Annotated in this window: 13 protein-coding genes; 3 read left to right on the top strand and 10 right to left on the bottom strand. The window is 53.4% G+C overall.

Annotation, left to right across the window (positions count from 1 at the left end; genetic code table 11):
* Window positions 1-58 precede the first annotated feature (58 nt).
* Window positions 59-673, top strand: a complete 615-nt coding sequence (locus DQG23_RS22455; protein ID WP_113033131.1) for a biotin transporter BioY — start codon at window positions 59-61, stop codon at window positions 671-673.
* Between the two features lie 146 nt (window positions 674-819).
* Here DQG23_RS22455 and DQG23_RS22450 read toward each other — a convergent pair whose 3' ends face one another.
* Both DQG23_RS22450 and ccpN read right to left on the bottom strand, forming a co-directional pair.
* Entirely contained in the window at window positions 820-1,620 is an 801-nt protein-coding gene (locus tag DQG23_RS22450) for a pyruvate, water dikinase regulatory protein (protein ID WP_113033130.1), read from the bottom strand.
* Window positions 1,620-2,282 (bottom strand): transcriptional regulator CcpN, encoded by a 663-nt coding sequence (gene ccpN / locus DQG23_RS22445; protein ID WP_192894620.1) that lies wholly within the window; start codon window positions 2,280-2,282, stop codon window positions 1,620-1,622. Before ccpN ends, DQG23_RS22450 begins: the two co-directional genes overlap by 1 nt.
* Before the next feature lie 384 nt (window positions 2,283-2,666).
* Between ccpN and glpX the strand changes: the two genes are divergently transcribed.
* On the top strand, window positions 2,667-3,638 hold the full coding sequence (gene glpX / locus DQG23_RS22440; RefSeq protein WP_113033128.1) for a class II fructose-bisphosphatase: 972 nt from the start codon (window positions 2,667-2,669) through the stop codon (window positions 3,636-3,638).
* A 120-nt stretch (window positions 3,639-3,758) separates the two neighbouring features.
* Here the strand turns inward: glpX and DQG23_RS22435 are convergent, their stop codons facing one another.
* Window positions 3,759-4,517 (bottom strand): C1 family peptidase, encoded by a 759-nt coding sequence (locus tag DQG23_RS22435; RefSeq protein ID WP_113033127.1) that lies wholly within the window; start codon window positions 4,515-4,517, stop codon window positions 3,759-3,761.
* Between the two features lie 337 nt (window positions 4,518-4,854).
* Between DQG23_RS22435 and DQG23_RS22430 the strand changes: the two genes are divergently transcribed.
* Window positions 4,855-5,643 (top strand): lipase family protein, encoded by a 789-nt coding sequence (locus tag DQG23_RS22430; protein WP_238177982.1) that lies wholly within the window; start codon window positions 4,855-4,857, stop codon window positions 5,641-5,643.
* A 66-nt stretch (window positions 5,644-5,709) separates the two neighbouring features.
* Here the strand turns inward: DQG23_RS22430 and DQG23_RS22425 are convergent, their stop codons facing one another.
* From DQG23_RS22425 to DQG23_RS22395, 7 genes are all read right to left on the bottom strand, one after another.
* Entirely contained in the window at window positions 5,710-6,399 is a 690-nt protein-coding gene (locus DQG23_RS22425; protein WP_113033126.1) for an AIM24 family protein, read from the bottom strand.
* A 1-nt stretch (window position 6,400) separates the two neighbouring features.
* Window positions 6,401-6,877: an MreC domain-containing protein gene (locus tag DQG23_RS22420; protein WP_113033125.1), complete on the bottom strand. Its 477-nt coding sequence runs from the start codon at window positions 6,875-6,877 to the stop codon at window positions 6,401-6,403.
* Window positions 6,878-7,070: 193 nt separating this feature from the next.
* Window positions 7,071-9,119, bottom strand: a complete 2,049-nt coding sequence (locus tag DQG23_RS22415; RefSeq protein ID WP_113033124.1) for a glycosyl hydrolase family 28-related protein — start codon at window positions 9,117-9,119, stop codon at window positions 7,071-7,073.
* A 47-nt stretch (window positions 9,120-9,166) separates the two neighbouring features.
* Window positions 9,167-10,258: an SGNH/GDSL hydrolase family protein gene (locus tag DQG23_RS22410; protein WP_113033123.1), complete on the bottom strand. Its 1,092-nt coding sequence runs from the start codon at window positions 10,256-10,258 to the stop codon at window positions 9,167-9,169.
* Window positions 10,245-11,123: a dihydrodipicolinate synthase family protein gene (locus DQG23_RS22405; protein WP_158560646.1), complete on the bottom strand. Its 879-nt coding sequence runs from the start codon at window positions 11,121-11,123 to the stop codon at window positions 10,245-10,247. Before DQG23_RS22405 ends, DQG23_RS22410 begins: the two co-directional genes overlap by 14 nt.
* A 183-nt stretch (window positions 11,124-11,306) precedes the next feature.
* The gene (locus DQG23_RS22400; protein ID WP_113033121.1) at window positions 11,307-12,599 is read right to left on the bottom strand and encodes a sialidase family protein; all 1,293 of its coding nucleotides are present in this window, start codon (window positions 12,597-12,599) and stop codon (window positions 11,307-11,309) included.
* Between the two features lie 16 nt (window positions 12,600-12,615).
* Window positions 12,616-14,208 carry an extracellular solute-binding protein gene (locus DQG23_RS22395; RefSeq protein WP_113033120.1) on the bottom strand — a complete coding sequence of 531 codons (1,593 nt, stop codon included), beginning with the start codon at window positions 14,206-14,208 and terminating at the stop codon, window positions 12,616-12,618.
* Window positions 14,209-14,241: the final 33 nt, after the last annotated feature.

The raw sequence follows: 14,241 nt of genomic DNA, 5'->3' as shown, positions 1-14,241 counted from the left end.
TACGAAACGTTAACCATTTATTGAAGTTTAAGTTAACATATCAAAGGAGCGGTTGCAATTGAAATCTTCTTTCTTCACGATGAAAGGAATCGTCTTTAGCGCATTATTCGCAGCATTGCTTGTCGTACTGAGCTATGTCAACATTCATCTCGGCTTTACACCGGTCCCGATCGCGATGGAAACCTTTGCGGTCATGCTCGCGGGCGGCATTCTCGGAGCGCGTTACGGATTTTTCAGCATTGCGCTTGTCGTTCTTTTAACCGCACTAGGCATTCCGCTGCTGCACGGCAAAGGCGGCCTTGGCCTCATTCTCGGGCCGACCGGGGGCTTCATCTGGGCGTTTCCGTTCGCCGCATTGTTCATCGGCCTTATCGTGCCGAGAATCAAAAGCGCCAACAAAACCGTCACGTTCGTTCTGACCTTCCTGACGATCGAAATTTTCGGCTCTCTTCTGCTTTACGTGACCGGCGTGCCGTGGCTTGCGCATGTAGCCAACTATTCGCTGTCGAAAGCGCTGACAGCCGGCTTTTACCCTTATTTGCCCGGCGATGCCATAAAAGCTTTCGTCGCAACGCTCATCACGCTGCAGGTCCGCCAGCTGTTCCCGGTTGAACGCATCCACGGGAAGCCTTTTCAGTCGTCGGCCGCTCAAACGAACACCGTATCGCAATAACCGCAGCGTATCCCATTTTGTGCCTACACCCTTACATCATGAACATACTCCGTTTTCTATACCTATTTTGCCGCAATCCAAAAAGCCCGCCCGATGCCATACGGTATCGGGATCGGGCATTTTTTGAAAATAGATGTGCTTACCGCTTACATATATCCCATGATGATGCCGGCCGTTTCCTCTATAGCCCGGTCGGTCACGTTGATGACGTGGCATCCGAGCTGACGCATAAGCGAATTGGCGTAATCGAGCTCCTCCATGATCCGCTCGACCGAAGCATACTTCGCACCGTGCGGGAGACCGAGCGCCTTGAGCCGCTCCGTGCGAATTTTGAGCAGCTGCGAAGCGTCCATAGTCAGCCCCATGATCCGGTGGTTCGGCACGAGGAACAGCTCCTTCGGCGCTTTGACCTCCGGCATAAGCGGGAAGTTCGCGACCTTCCAGCCTTTATGCGCCAGGTAGATGCTAAGCGGCGTTTTGGACGTGCGGGAAACCCCGATCAAAATGATTTGCGCCTGCAAAAGCGCATGCGTATCGCGTCCGTCATCGCATTTTACCGCAAATTCGATCGCTTCGACACGTTTGAAGTAGTCGTCGTCCAGCTCGTGCAGGAGCCCCGGCTTCCGCTTCGGCGAATCGTTGAAAGTATCGATGAACGCCTGCATCATCGGGCCCATGATGTCGACCGCACGAACGCCGAGACGAATCGCTTCCTCCTTCATCATTTCCCGAAGCTCGGGCTGGACAAGCGTAAAGGCGACAAACCCGCCGCTTTTCTCCGCTTCCTCCATAATCGCGCGTATCTCGTCCTCATGGCGGATATGGCCGATTCTTCTGATTTTCACATGGTGGCCGTCAAACTGCCGAATCGTGGCCCTTACGACCGCTTCCGCGGTTTCGCCGACCGCATCCGAGCATACATATATCATCTGTTCGCGTTTTTCCATTAAATCTCCATCCCCCCGGTCTTGCCGATCAGTGCCTTAATTAGTGTCGTTTTGGATACGCGTCCTACGATCTCCAGCTTTTCCTTGCCTGACGACTTTGTATATGCTACGACTGGCAGACTGTCCACCTGATGATGAATAAGTCTTCTTCCCGCTTCCAGTATCGAATCGTCCGGACTGACCGTGATGATATTCGGCTGACGCGTCATCACGAGGCTTACCGGCATCGTGGACGCGCCGGGATTGCCCAAGGTCACCTTAAGCAAATCTTTGCGCGAGATAATGCCTACAAGATTGCCCTCTTCATCTCCTACGATCAGACTCCCGACATTCTCGATGAACATCGTAATCACCGCATCGTTAACGTTGGCCGACTCGCGGACGATCACCGGCATCGCTTGAACGTCTCTCACCTTGATATCCGTCAGCTTGGACATCAAATGATTTTCGTTCGACGCCTTCTTTCCGAGAAAATAACCCACCTTCGGTTTGGCGTCAATATAGCCGAGCATGACGAGCAAAGCAAGATCGGAGCGGATCGTCGGACGGCTTAATCCAAGCTGTTCAGCGATTTGTTCGCCTGTTATCGGCGCATGTTTTTTTACGATGTCCACTATTTCCCATTGTCTTCCAGAAAGTTCGATTCCCGACCCCTCCCTTATCGTTATTCAAGGTTAAACCTACCCGCGTTCTTGACGCAAGTCGTTTTACCGTCAGGTCTAGAGCAGCTTTCACGATCCCCTTATCGGAAAAACTCAAAAATGGCTTAATAAACCGCCTGCATGTTATCGGGCACTTCATGTACCGAGAAAGTGCGTCGCTACTGTAATTGTAGTTCATACCGGATTCGGCTGCAATCTTTCTTAATAAGCACATGTTATTTGCCATTAATAATACCAGTTGCAATCATATAGTACCTATCATATTATAAACTATGATGTCATACATACAAGTAGTCATCGCTTCTAGCACATCTTATTCATTGCCGCGCAGTCGGTAATCGTCATTGCAGAACGCAAAATGATACAAGCTCGAGGGGGATTCGCATGGAAAGAGAACTTGCACTGGAAATTGTTCGCGTAACGGAGCTGGCTGCACTTGCATCCGCACGCTGGATGGGTCGCGGCGACAAAATTCAAGCGGACGGAGCGGCAACATCGGCCATGCGCGCGATGTTCGATTCCGTTTCTATTAAAGGAACCGTCGTCATCGGCGAAGGCGAAATGGACGAAGCGCCGATGCTGTATATCGGCGAGCAGGTGGGCAACATGCAGGGACCCGAGGTCGATGTAGCCGTCGATCCGCTCGAAGGCACCGAGCTTGTTTCCAAAGGCCTGAACAATGCGCTTGCCGTTATCGCAATTGCCAATAAAGGCAATCTGCTTCATGCACCGGATATGTATATGGAGAAGTTGTCGGTAGGCCCGGCGCTTGCCGGGAAACTCAGTCTCGACGACCCGATCGAAACGACGCTCGAGAAGGCGGCTCATCATCTGAATAAGCCCCTATCCGACTTAACCGTGATGATCCTCGACAGAGTACGTCACGAATCGCTGATTCAACGTTTGCGCAACACCGGCGTCCGCATCAAATTTTTGAGCGACGGCGATGTCGCAGGTGCGATGGCCCCCGCTTTTCCCGAGTCGGGCATCGATTTGTATGTCGGCTCCGGCGGCGCACCGGAAGGCGTACTCGCTGCAGCTGCGTTATGCTGCGTAGGCGGAGAATTGATCGGACGGCTTATGCCGGCGGACGAACAAGAATTCGCAAGATGCCGGGAGATGGGCATCGACGATCCGCTTCGCGTTCTTACCATGCATGATATGATCGGCAGCGAAGACGTTATTTTTGCCGCGACGGGCATCACGCCAGGCGAGTTTTTGGGCGGCGTCACCTTCCATCCCGGCCAGCGTGCCGAAACGCATTCGCTTGTTATGCGGGCCAAAACCAAGACGATCCGTTTCATCCGGACGAATCATTATTTGCCGAATAAACCGCTTTTGGGCGTGTTGGAATAAATTTCTTGTAAATTGCGCATCCTATAGCTGACTAAACCCTAAAAACGCCCGATTAGCCTGGCGGCGGAAGCTCCGCCATAGACCGGCAAATCGGGCGTTAACCTTTTTATTTAAAGCGTATTAATACGTCCACAAGTCGAAGACGATATCCCGCTCGAACATTTTGTACGGAAAATAACAGTAGCCTTGATCGCCCCATTCCGTCCCCCAGCTGTTCCTAATGATGACTTCGCCTCGCCCCATCCAGCCGTCCCGGTAGCCGACTGCAAGAACGGCATGGCCGCCCAGCACCTGCTCCCTGAGCACGTCAGGCATCGTAACTTTGCCCGTTCGCCCAACCTTATCCGACTCGAACGACTCATAGACCAGAAAACCCAGTACGACCGGCTTCCCTTCCGCCAGAGCCGCTTTCACTCCTCCAAGACCGATAATCCGGCGATACGATTCGATCCTGTAGCTGACGGCTTCCGCCTCCGCCTGCTCCGAAGGCATATCGCGAAACTTCGTTATATCATAAGGATGCAGCCGCTCCGGACATACGCCGATTTTATTCAGCACCTTCATCCCCGAACGGATTGTCGCTCCCGCATCCTGGTCGATCGTTCCTTCAAGCCTCCGTTCATGCCAGTACAAAAACAAGCGCGACAGCCGTTCGGCACAGCATCCGTCACCGTCCGAACGTATATCCAGGTATTCTCTCAATCCGCTTACAATAGCGTTTGCCGTACACGATCCCAGCTCGCCTTGATCGACAACCGCTGAGCAGTAAGGTCTCAGGTCGATGGCCTTCGGCAGCTTTTGTGCCGCGATCGCCGCCTCGCTTTTATAGTAAAGATCTCGTATATCCCAGTTGTCCTTGCGAACCGCGTATTTTCTCATTTTCCCCTCCCCCCTTCCATGAGGTGAACTGTTTATCGAATGCTTTGAAGCGCCGTTTTCCGCAATCTCGCCTATAAGTAAGCTCTAAGGCTTCGCCTCCCAAGCCAATCAGCTGTAAAGACGCCTGGGCCCTTCGAGCCACGTTCCCGCCTACCTCTTATTCTGCGTACTAGCGGCCTTCTACTATAGTTTTATGCACGATTTGATAGAGTTGCTTTAGTGGAACGCATATCGGGATATCTTGTAAGAACGGTCGTGACAAGCGCCCATACGCAAGAGCCCTTCCGCACATACGATACAGCAAACGGCATCATTCGCGGAAAGGAAGACTCCTCTCATGACTCATATGGATCCGATCGATAATCGGCTGGCGATCTTTCTGGCGGCTGCCTGCAGTCAAACCTATCATCAGTTCGCCGATCCGGACGGCGGCTTCGTCGTACCTGCCGGGTTCAAATGCGTAACGCCTCTTAACGCCAGAGCGTTAGGCATATGGAAAGAACGTTTCGGCTTCGTGCTCGAATCGGACCATGACGTCATCATCGCCTTCCGCGGCACGATTTCGACCGCCGACTGGGTTACCGACATGATCGCCCGTCAATCCGAATTCGGCCTCGTACCGGGATCGGGGGCCACTCATCGCGGTTTTACCAAGATTTACGAAACGATGAGGAAACAAATTTTTGAAGCGCTCGAGAACATCCCGGGAGACAAAAAGCTTTACGTAACCGGTCACAGCCTTGGCGGCGCTCTTGCCGTCCTTTGCGCATTCGATGTGGCCGCAAATACAAAGTTCAGCCAGCCGGTTTTATATACGTACGCCGCCCCACGCGTGGGCGATCCGGCCTTCGCGGCCGCCTACAACCGGACGATCGGCTATAGCCGCCGTATCGTCAACGAATTCGACATCGTCCCGCTCACGCCGCCGCAGACGTATAAACCGCCAAAAAGCGATACCTTATACCGCTACCTCCACGTGAGAGGCGCGTATACGGTTCGCTTTCAGAACATGTCCGTATCGGAAAATCATTCGATAACCAACTATTTCAACAAACTGCGAGAGCTCGATCCAACCTTTGCAAAAACGCTATGCAGGCGAAACCCCGGTTTTTGTCCGTCTAAATAGGTATAATTAGAGCAAGCCGGAACCTTATTCGCCGGTCTTACTTCTGCTCCGAATATCACGCAAAGCTCAACGAATATAGACGCCGCCGAACGGCAGCAGCTCGCGAAGCGCCCTGCGCACGATGCCGTCCTTATGAAGCTGTTCGTCCAGCTGCGTATCGCGAAAACCGGTTTGCATCAAAACCGGTCCTTTGCCCGTCATTTCCCATTGTACATTCATATTTTGGCTGGCCAGCTGATTGCCGTATACCGACAGCTTGATCGAAGCATTCTCCGGATAAGCGACGAGCGAGCCTGCCTCCACGAACAAGGGCCGCTCGGGATGGAGCTGAAGCGTCGCCAGCGCACCGGACGTGATTAAGCCGAGAATGCCCGGCCCTGTAAATCTCATCCGCACCCATTCCCGCGTAATCCAAACGTTTTTGATCGTTTGCACTTTGCTTTTCATCGTCAGGCCGTCCGAATAAAAAAGCACATGCCGGAAATCGAAGAGCAGATCGCTTTCCTCCGGGATGTCGATCGCATCGAGCATGCAGCCCGGCGGGAGACCGACGATCAGCTCCGCCGGACCTTGAAGCCGCGATCGGATCAGCTTTTTTTTACGGTACATGCCGGCAAAATCCATAAGACGGTCTTCGCGGCTCTGCGGATTTCCTTGATAAGCGAGCAGCGCCTGCGGATGAAGCAGCTGTATGGCATCGCTATCGTCGAGCTTGATGTGAATATGACCTACGTTAGGGGGCGTCGTTATGTTCATCTTATACTCCTCTGCCCGAGTGCCTCTGCCTGCGCCAAACGGCATAACGCCAAACGCGAATGGACAATATATAGCCAAGCACAAGCGCAACGGCCGTAATGATCATGGACATCCATTTGCGGTACAAGCTGCTTTTGCCGGCTTTATCCCGTTCAAGCTGCTCCAAACGCTGCGTCAATTGCGCATTCTGCGCTTGCAGCTCGTCCTTTTGCTGGCGAAAACGATTATTTTCCTCCATCAGCAGCTTCTGCTCCGCGGCGTATTTCTCCATTGACGCCTGCGCTTCCTTCAGCATCTCCTGCTGCTGCTCAAGCGATTTCATCGTGTCGTCGTACTGCTTGCGCAGCTCGTCCACCTTCTCGGGGGCATTGTAAATATCTTTGATGCGGTCGAACACACTCGCTTCCGCCGCACGCCCGGATAGGAAAAAGAAACATAAACATGCGAATAACGGCAAAACCAGACGGTATTTGTTCATCTTTTTCCCACCTTTGCAAATCGGACGCCGCTTCGACAGCCAAACCCGACAAATTTCGATTAATTCTAACTATATCATAAAACGTTTCGGACGTGGCTTTGGTTGCAAGGATTTCGTCGAACGTCAAAAGACCGCCAGACATGGTCTGACGGCAAAGTTTCCTGCAAAAAAGCTTAGACATATTTCCTGTCGGTCAGCCCAGTCCGTATGCCTGCTCATAAAACAGGCCCCTAACCCGAAGAATCAAGCTTGCCGCTCCCTGCGCTTCCATAGGGAGGTTCGTCGTTAGTGCCGTCGCCGGACCGCTGCCGTTCCGCAGCTCGATTTTTAATACGGTATTATACGTCGCCATTTTATAAGGAACCGTAGGAGCCGAGTAGGCCGCAGCTCTTGCCCACAAACCAGTATCCGCGGCCCGCGACTGAACGACGACAAGCTCCGCCTCCTGATAATCGGCATGGTTATCGAAGGTCACGCTTGTGACAAGACTATACTTGGCTTGGAACGCTTTTTCACCGAGAAATAGGCCTTTGCTGTAGTCGTCATTCATCGTACTCCCCGGAACGGGCGTCGGCGTCCATGCTTGGTAATCCCAGCCCGCTTCCTTAATCGCATAACGGAACAAAGCTTCGACATCTTTGCTTTTGGCGCCGGCGCTTATGGCAAAAGGCTTGGTCAACCGATGCTCGATAACCCCATTGTTATTTCGGAGCTCAATCTGAAATTGATACTCCTTCAAGTGAATGTGCGCCAATCTGCGGAAAGAAGGTGTAATGTGCGCGCCTTGGCAATGCTCGATTTCCTGATAGATCGCGTTCGTACGATTATAGGGGAACTCGCAGTTGATGAGCCGCGGCAGCACGGTATGTTTGGAAGCGCGGATCGGACCGCTTTCCGCCCGGCAATTGATAAATGCGGGACGGATAACCCGGTCCAGCACGATCGATGCGCTTTCGCGCGTTTGAATCGAGCAGTTTACGAAACGCGGATGATTGATACGGTAAGGGACGCCGCTGCCGATGAATCCGTCGATTTTGAGCGGCGTGCTGTCGGGGGCGATCCGGCTTTGCCAGCCGTCGGCGAATCCGTTCGAATGATGGTCGGTTCCGGAAAAAAAGCAATCGGACACGAACAAATGGGAAAGGCCGAACGCACCCTCCGTCAAATCATCCCCGGTCGGCTTGAGGAATCCGGTTTCGTCAGGCGGTATCCCTTCGTCGCCGCCAAGCGCCGCCATCCCGATTTTCCCCTGAAAAATAGAGTTACTGACCACGCAATACTCGATCGCGCCGAATTCCTGCGTAGCCCCGAGGCGCCCCGAAGCGTCCAAGAGAAGTCCGGCTTTCTGCCAGTAGCCGACAACGCCGATTCCGTTTAGCTTGACATGATCCGCATTGTCGATCCAGAGCCCCACATCGAACATGGCATGCTGATCCGTATCGGAAGTCGTAATGTTCCCGTTCTCATCCCGAATTCGGAACGACGACAATATTTTGAGATCGGACAGCTGCACCCCGTCTGCATCCGGCTCAAGTTTTACCGCGCAGGTGAAGTTTTGGAAGTCGGACCGGTTCGTGGAGAACGTAACGGAAGCGTTTCCAACGAACTTCAGGATCGTACCGTTCTCCATATCCAAAATACTGTTCGGAACGTTATTGCGCAGTTGGCCGAACGGAAACCACGAGGAACAGCCCGCTCCTCTCACGAACGTATTTCGCGGAATCGCGATCGTATCGGTCAGCTTATAGACACCTGCGGCAAAACGAACTTCCTTTCCTCTCGCAGCCTGCATCGCCGCACGGACAGACAGCGTATCGTCCGTTTCCCCGTCTCCCTTTGCCCCGAACCATTTGACCTGCAAAGCGCCCTCAAACATACGCTTGAATCGGCCGCCTGCGGCAGCCGCAACGACCGTTCCCGTATTGTCAGGCGTTGTCGTATCCGACGGGTCGTAGCCGAACATGCCTTCCTGTCCGGTATCGATCACATAGTAGACATAATCGGGGTTCGGATCCGTTTCCGCTCTCAACTCGGCGATCGTTACCGCGATGACGAAATCCATGTCTTTCAGGTCTTTCACCTTTACCTTATCGAGCCCGTAGACGGACTCGGTCACCGTTCCGCCTTTGGCTTCCGCCGTTCCCGGTAAACCGCCCTTCCATACGCTATCCGTCAAAACGGCTGCCCCAGCCATTCCCATCGATGCGAGCAAAGCTCTACGGCTTATCCTGTTTCCAGACATCCCGATCCCCTCCGCAATGTGATTTGATAGTCCATTCGTCCAAACGACTATAACTGCAAAACAGTTTTCAGCACCGGCAGCAGCCGATCCGCCATCGTTTTAAATCCGAGATCGTTCGGATGCACGCCATCCACCGTACATTCGTGGTCGTTCTCGCCGATCAGACTCGTACCGTCCACAAACGTCAGATTACGCTCCCCTTCGCTCCGTAAGCTTGCGGCCAGCTCCTGTTGAAAATGAAGTCTCTCCGCACGCTCCGCCTGTTCGGCACGTTTCAGAAACTCGAAACGGATCGCGATCTTGGACAGCAGCACGATAGGCACCTCGGGGTGACGGCTTCGGTATACCCTGATAAAGTCGGGCAGCGTCTGCCTGTAATAAGCGGTACTTAAACAGTTGGCTTCATAATCAAGCAGAAGGCAAGCGGGATTTTCGACCCGGCCGACCCATTCCGCGACCTCCGGTTCGCCGCGCCCGTTCCCGGAGAAGCCCAGATTGATAAATTCAAGGTTGATGCTCCGGCTCAAAATGTTCGGATACGCCATCCCCGGCCGCGAAGCGCTGGCACCTTGCGTAATCGAGGTACCGTACAGAACGACCCGTTTCTCGCTGTCATACGTCGGGGGCGGCAGCACCTGCGCTTCCGCTTCCAAGCCGATGCTAATATCGTCTACACCTTGATATAGCGGAAAGTTGAGCGTAATCGTCCGTATCCTCGACTCCCCCGGATCAAGCTCCAGCACCGTGCTTTCGTATTCCTTTAGCCGCGGATCGAACTTGACCGTCCCGCCGTATATTTTAAAGCCGGGCTCGCCGACATAAGCGTCGAAGCCGCACTGACCCGTAGCCGGCATATGGTACATAAGCGCAGGAGCCTTGAGGGCGACTCGTAATTCGACTCGCCGCGAGTCGGTCCGAAAACAAATTTGGCCGCCCGCCGTGCAATCCGCCAACTTATCGACTGGTTCCCGCACCGCCCCTTCCGGCAGATGCGGCAGTCTGCGAAAACCGCTCCCGTCGCGCAGCCAAGCGAAGCCTGATATCCGGAACGGCGGCTGGAGCGGGGAGTGCCATGCAATGGCACCTTCCCCGCTTCTTCCGTCCGTTCTCATAAAGCGGTCCAGTTTATGAATGTCCATGCCAGACGTCCATCGCTTTCCTTGCTTCTTCAGTCAATGCGCTATCCGCCCGGCAATACGTTTCTATTGGAATCCCTTGCAGCGAAGCCAAATATTTGGCGGACGCCGGATACGAAAACCGGAGCAGGGCGTCGAGATAAACAAGCTTGTTATGCAGCGCACTTGCTTCCGGCTCTTCGCGCATAGCCGCATTCCAAAAATCAATGACCGTTTTGCCTGAAGCCGCCGAAACGATCGCCATAACGCCCTTAATGCCTAGCGGAACCGACTCCAGCAAGTATGGCGTATTCGCCTGGTACACGATGGAATCCGGCGCGGCGTTCACTTTTTGGCTGATGCCTTCAAGCGTACATGTCGTATCCTTCAGTCCGAGTACCCCGTGCGATGACACGAGCTCCCGGTAAATCTCGGGATCGACACGGTAAGGATGCACAAGCGGCCACTCGTACAAAATGACCGGGCACCCGGCTAAATCCGCCATATTCGCCATGTATGCATGCAGCCGGCGCTGATCCTCTCCCATACCGTTCGGCGGTACGAGAACGACGCCGGACACGCCCGTTTCAATCATCCTCCGCAGCTCATCCGGATGATCGTCCGGGTTCGGCTCCAGGTTTGCCGTAGCCACTACGGGAGTACTTCCTGCGAGGTAAACCGCCCTGCGTGCCAATTCCAGACGCTCCTCGAGCGTCAGCCATTTCATTTCGCTGCTGCCGCAAACGGCGAACAGCCCGGCCGGTTGAAACGACAGCTGCCAGTTCACATATTTCTCGTACACGTCCCAATCGATTTCCTTGTTGGAACGGAATGGCGTAAGCAGCAGCGAAAACACGCCGGTAAACTTTTGATAGTCGGTATTATTCAATGGTTTGTCCTCCTTTAACGTTAGGGCGTGTTTGAAAACCCGCTCGGAGTCATCTTTCACCGCCTTTTCGCCCCATGCTTCGTTCCGTTGGCTTGACGTACCCCCGGTACGCCTTCCCAAACGCGCCTTGCCTGGAACGAAAATTTGGCGAAATTTGCTCTCCTCGGAGTATTCAAACACACCCTAGTAAATCAGCTCCCGGAATCTCGCAACCCGGTGAAACGTAATCAGATTGCCGTTATGCGCGTCCTTGGCCCTCGCATCTCCAGAACGGCTCAACACGCAGAGATCGTCGCCGTCTATAGCCATACTGGCATAATGCCGTGATTGCCTTGGCGAATCGCCTGCCGTCACCAAGCCCGCAAAACACCAGTCGACGCAGTTTTTCGAAAAATGCAGCTGCAAACGGTGCCGTTCGTTGTTCGGCAAATCAAACCGTTCCGCCGGCAGACGGTCCGCCCTCGTCATGCTGTCCGTCGCTTGCGAGCTTAACAGCCAGTACATTTTCGTGATTGCATCGTACAAAATATGAAATTTCATCTGTCCGCCGGGACACGGCAAAAATGCAGCCGTTTTGCCCGAGGGCGTTCGTTCGAGCATCGTTTCCATGCGTCCATCCTCGCGTTCAACCACCTTGGCGATTGCGGCGTACCCCGTACCGCCCGTATGCGCCCGCATCCAGAGATGAAACGTGCGGCCTGAAGGATCGTGCCAATAATGGTCCGGATCGGTAATCTGCACGACATTCGTTTCCAGCCAGCCGACCAAGGCGCTGTTCACTTGATTCGGCTTCGCCGCGCGCTGCTCGGTGAAGAAGGGGACGCCGAAATAGTCGAGGCGCCCGGACGGTATCGCTTCCTCGGCGACCAAGCCGCTCGCAAACGTCCAGCTTTCCGCAAGCGTCAAATCGGCATCGGTCTTTGCGCGCATCAGGATCGGTTCGATTTGACTGACGGGCCAGTTCGTCAATTCATGCTCCCGGATGTTTTCCATAACCAGATAGACGTTTCCATTCGCCTCATGCACATTGCACGGAGCCTGATGCCAGTTTCCGGAATCCGTCAAACGAACCGGCGCCGTCCAAGACTCTCCCTTATCGTCGGAGCGCATAATCTGGATGTTTTCGCACTGTCCGATGACGTACAAGGAGCCTCCCGCGACGAACGGTCTCGCGTGCATGAACGGAAAATCGTGCACATGCCGCCACGTTCGTCCCTTATCGTCGGAGAGGAATATTTTGCCCTGCGTGATGTAGCCGCGCCTGGATCCCTTAGGACCTTCCAGCTCCTTGACCCCTTTACCTCCGAGATCCATGGTCGCGATCAACCGGCCGTCAGGCAGAACGACGATCCCCGGACTGTAACCGTAGACCGATTGCGGATCGGGAGATTCGAACAGAACGACGTATTCGTCCGCCAAGGGGCGGATGCGGTTTCCGCCCGCATCGCCTCCTCTGTTTTTCATAACCTCGTTCAACGCTATCTCCTCCGGTTCAGTTTTTGATAAACGCATCATAAGCAGCCTGCTTGATTTTGATCATTTCCTCGATACCCATTTTCTTCAGCTCTTGCGCGAAGCCGTCCCACTCTTTCTCGACATTGCCGTCGATTATCCATTTCGCTTCCATTTTCCGAATGTACGTACTAATATCGGTATTAAGCACGCTCATCCGGTTGTTTTGCTCCGCAGTCAAATAAAGGTTCGGGTAAGCACGGTCCTCTTTGACGATGTTTGGCTTATAAATCTCGTAAAAGTTTTGCCGCAGCTGATCGCTCTCATTTTTAACGAGCTTATTAACCCAATCTTTCGAAATCAGTAACGGGAGTGCCGTCGAAGGCGATACGCTGCCGATCCAGCTGCTCGTATCCGTTCCTTTCGGTGCGTCGATCACCTCGAACATCCCGTCCGAACGCTCCTTCAAATGCGTGCCGATCGGACCGCGCTGGAACTGCAGGACGGATTTGGGATCGTTCATCGTATCGACGAGTCGCATCGTTACTTCCGGATTTTTGTTGGCCGATGTAATGGAGAAGAAGTTCTGTATAATCCGATTGTCCTGTCTGCGCCACAGCTGATCGCCATTCGGCCCTTTTAATGCGGGAATCGCTACGTAATCCTTCACGCCTTCGTTACCGAACTCATAAACGCCGTTGAACGAGGCAATGAGCCCGACTAACTGAGGGTTGCTTTGCGTCTTCGACAACATCTGTTTGGCGTCCTGGGTGAACGTTTCTTTGTCGAACAGCCCTTCGCTGTAAAGCTTGTTGATAAATTTAATGACTTCCTTGTAGCCTTCCTGCATCGGATCAAACACGACCTTCTTGTTGTCGACGGAGAACATCGTTAAAGCATCGACGACGCCGAAAGCGCCGAACAATTCGTAATAGCCGTTCGTGGAAGCGCCGTGACGGAACGTTGCCGGAATTTCGTCCGCTTTGCCATTGCCGTTCGGATCTTTCTCCTTAAACGCTTTCAATACTTGATAAAGCTCCTCAGTCGTCGTCGGAACATTCAACTGCAGCTTGTCGAGCCACTTTTTATTAATCAGGAACGCGTTGCGGAATTCAAAAAACGATTTGTCCTCGAACCACGGAATCGAGTAAATATGACCGTCCGGCGCGGTTGCCAATCTTCGCACCTGGGGATTTTCGTCCAATATTTTTTTGATGTTCGGGGCGTATTTCTCTATCAGCCCTTCTAAAGGAATGAGCACGCCTTGGGAGCCGTATTTGACGACATCCTGCGAATTTAATCCGTTAAAAAATGCATCAGGAATGTCCCCGCTTGTAAACATCAAATTTTTCTTTTCCTGAAAGCTGGCCGCAGGTATCTGCTCCCAGTTGATGTTGACGTTCGTTTTGTCCTCCAGATCGCGAATGGTGGCCATTTCATCCCAGTTTTTATGGTAGTCCGCTTTGATGACCGGAATGCGCAAGCTAACCTGTTTTTCGACGATCGGCAGACCAGTCTTATTGAAATTTTCCGGCGTACTGCCGGTGCTTGCCGGCTCCGTTTTAGGACTCTGGCTGCAGCCTGTAACCGCTGCAACGGCAACGATCGTCGTGACGAGCAAACTTTTTTTCATTGTTCATGCATCCCCTTTATGTTCGAATGAATA

It is taken from the genome of Paenibacillus contaminans, assembly GCF_003285015.1.
GTDB classification, from domain to species: Bacteria; Bacillota; Bacilli; order Paenibacillales; family NBRC-103111; genus Paenibacillus_V; species Paenibacillus_V contaminans.
The sequence above is the reverse complement of the archived record's forward strand: the minus strand, read 5'-3'. Positions and strand labels throughout refer to the sequence as shown.

Bases quoted from the DNA above. Each gene is read 5' to 3' on its own strand.
- DQG23_RS22425 (WP_113033126.1), bottom strand. From the start codon at position 6,399: ATGAACATAACGACGCCCCCTAACGTAGGTCATATTCACATCAAGCTC.
- DQG23_RS22435 (WP_113033127.1), bottom strand. From the start codon at position 4,517: ATGAGAAAATACGCGGTTCGCAAGGACAACTGGGATATACGAGATCTT.
- glpX (WP_113033128.1), top strand. From the start codon at position 2,667: ATGGAAAGAGAACTTGCACTGGAAATTGTTCGCGTAACGGAGCTGGCT.
- DQG23_RS22395 (WP_113033120.1), bottom strand. From the start codon at position 14,208: ATGAAAAAAAGTTTGCTCGTCACGACGATCGTTGCCGTTGCAGCGGTT.
- DQG23_RS22410 (WP_113033123.1), bottom strand. From the start codon at position 10,258: ATGGACATTCATAAACTGGACCGCTTTATGAGAACGGACGGAAGAAGC.
- DQG23_RS22430 (WP_238177982.1), top strand. From the start codon at position 4,855: ATGACTCATATGGATCCGATCGATAATCGGCTGGCGATCTTTCTGGCG.
- DQG23_RS22450 (WP_113033130.1), bottom strand. From the start codon at position 1,620: ATGGAAAAACGCGAACAGATGATATATGTATGCTCGGATGCGGTCGGC.
- DQG23_RS22420 (WP_113033125.1), bottom strand. From the start codon at position 6,877: ATGAACAAATACCGTCTGGTTTTGCCGTTATTCGCATGTTTATGTTTC.
- DQG23_RS22415 (WP_113033124.1), bottom strand. From the start codon at position 9,119: ATGTCTGGAAACAGGATAAGCCGTAGAGCTTTGCTCGCATCGATGGGA.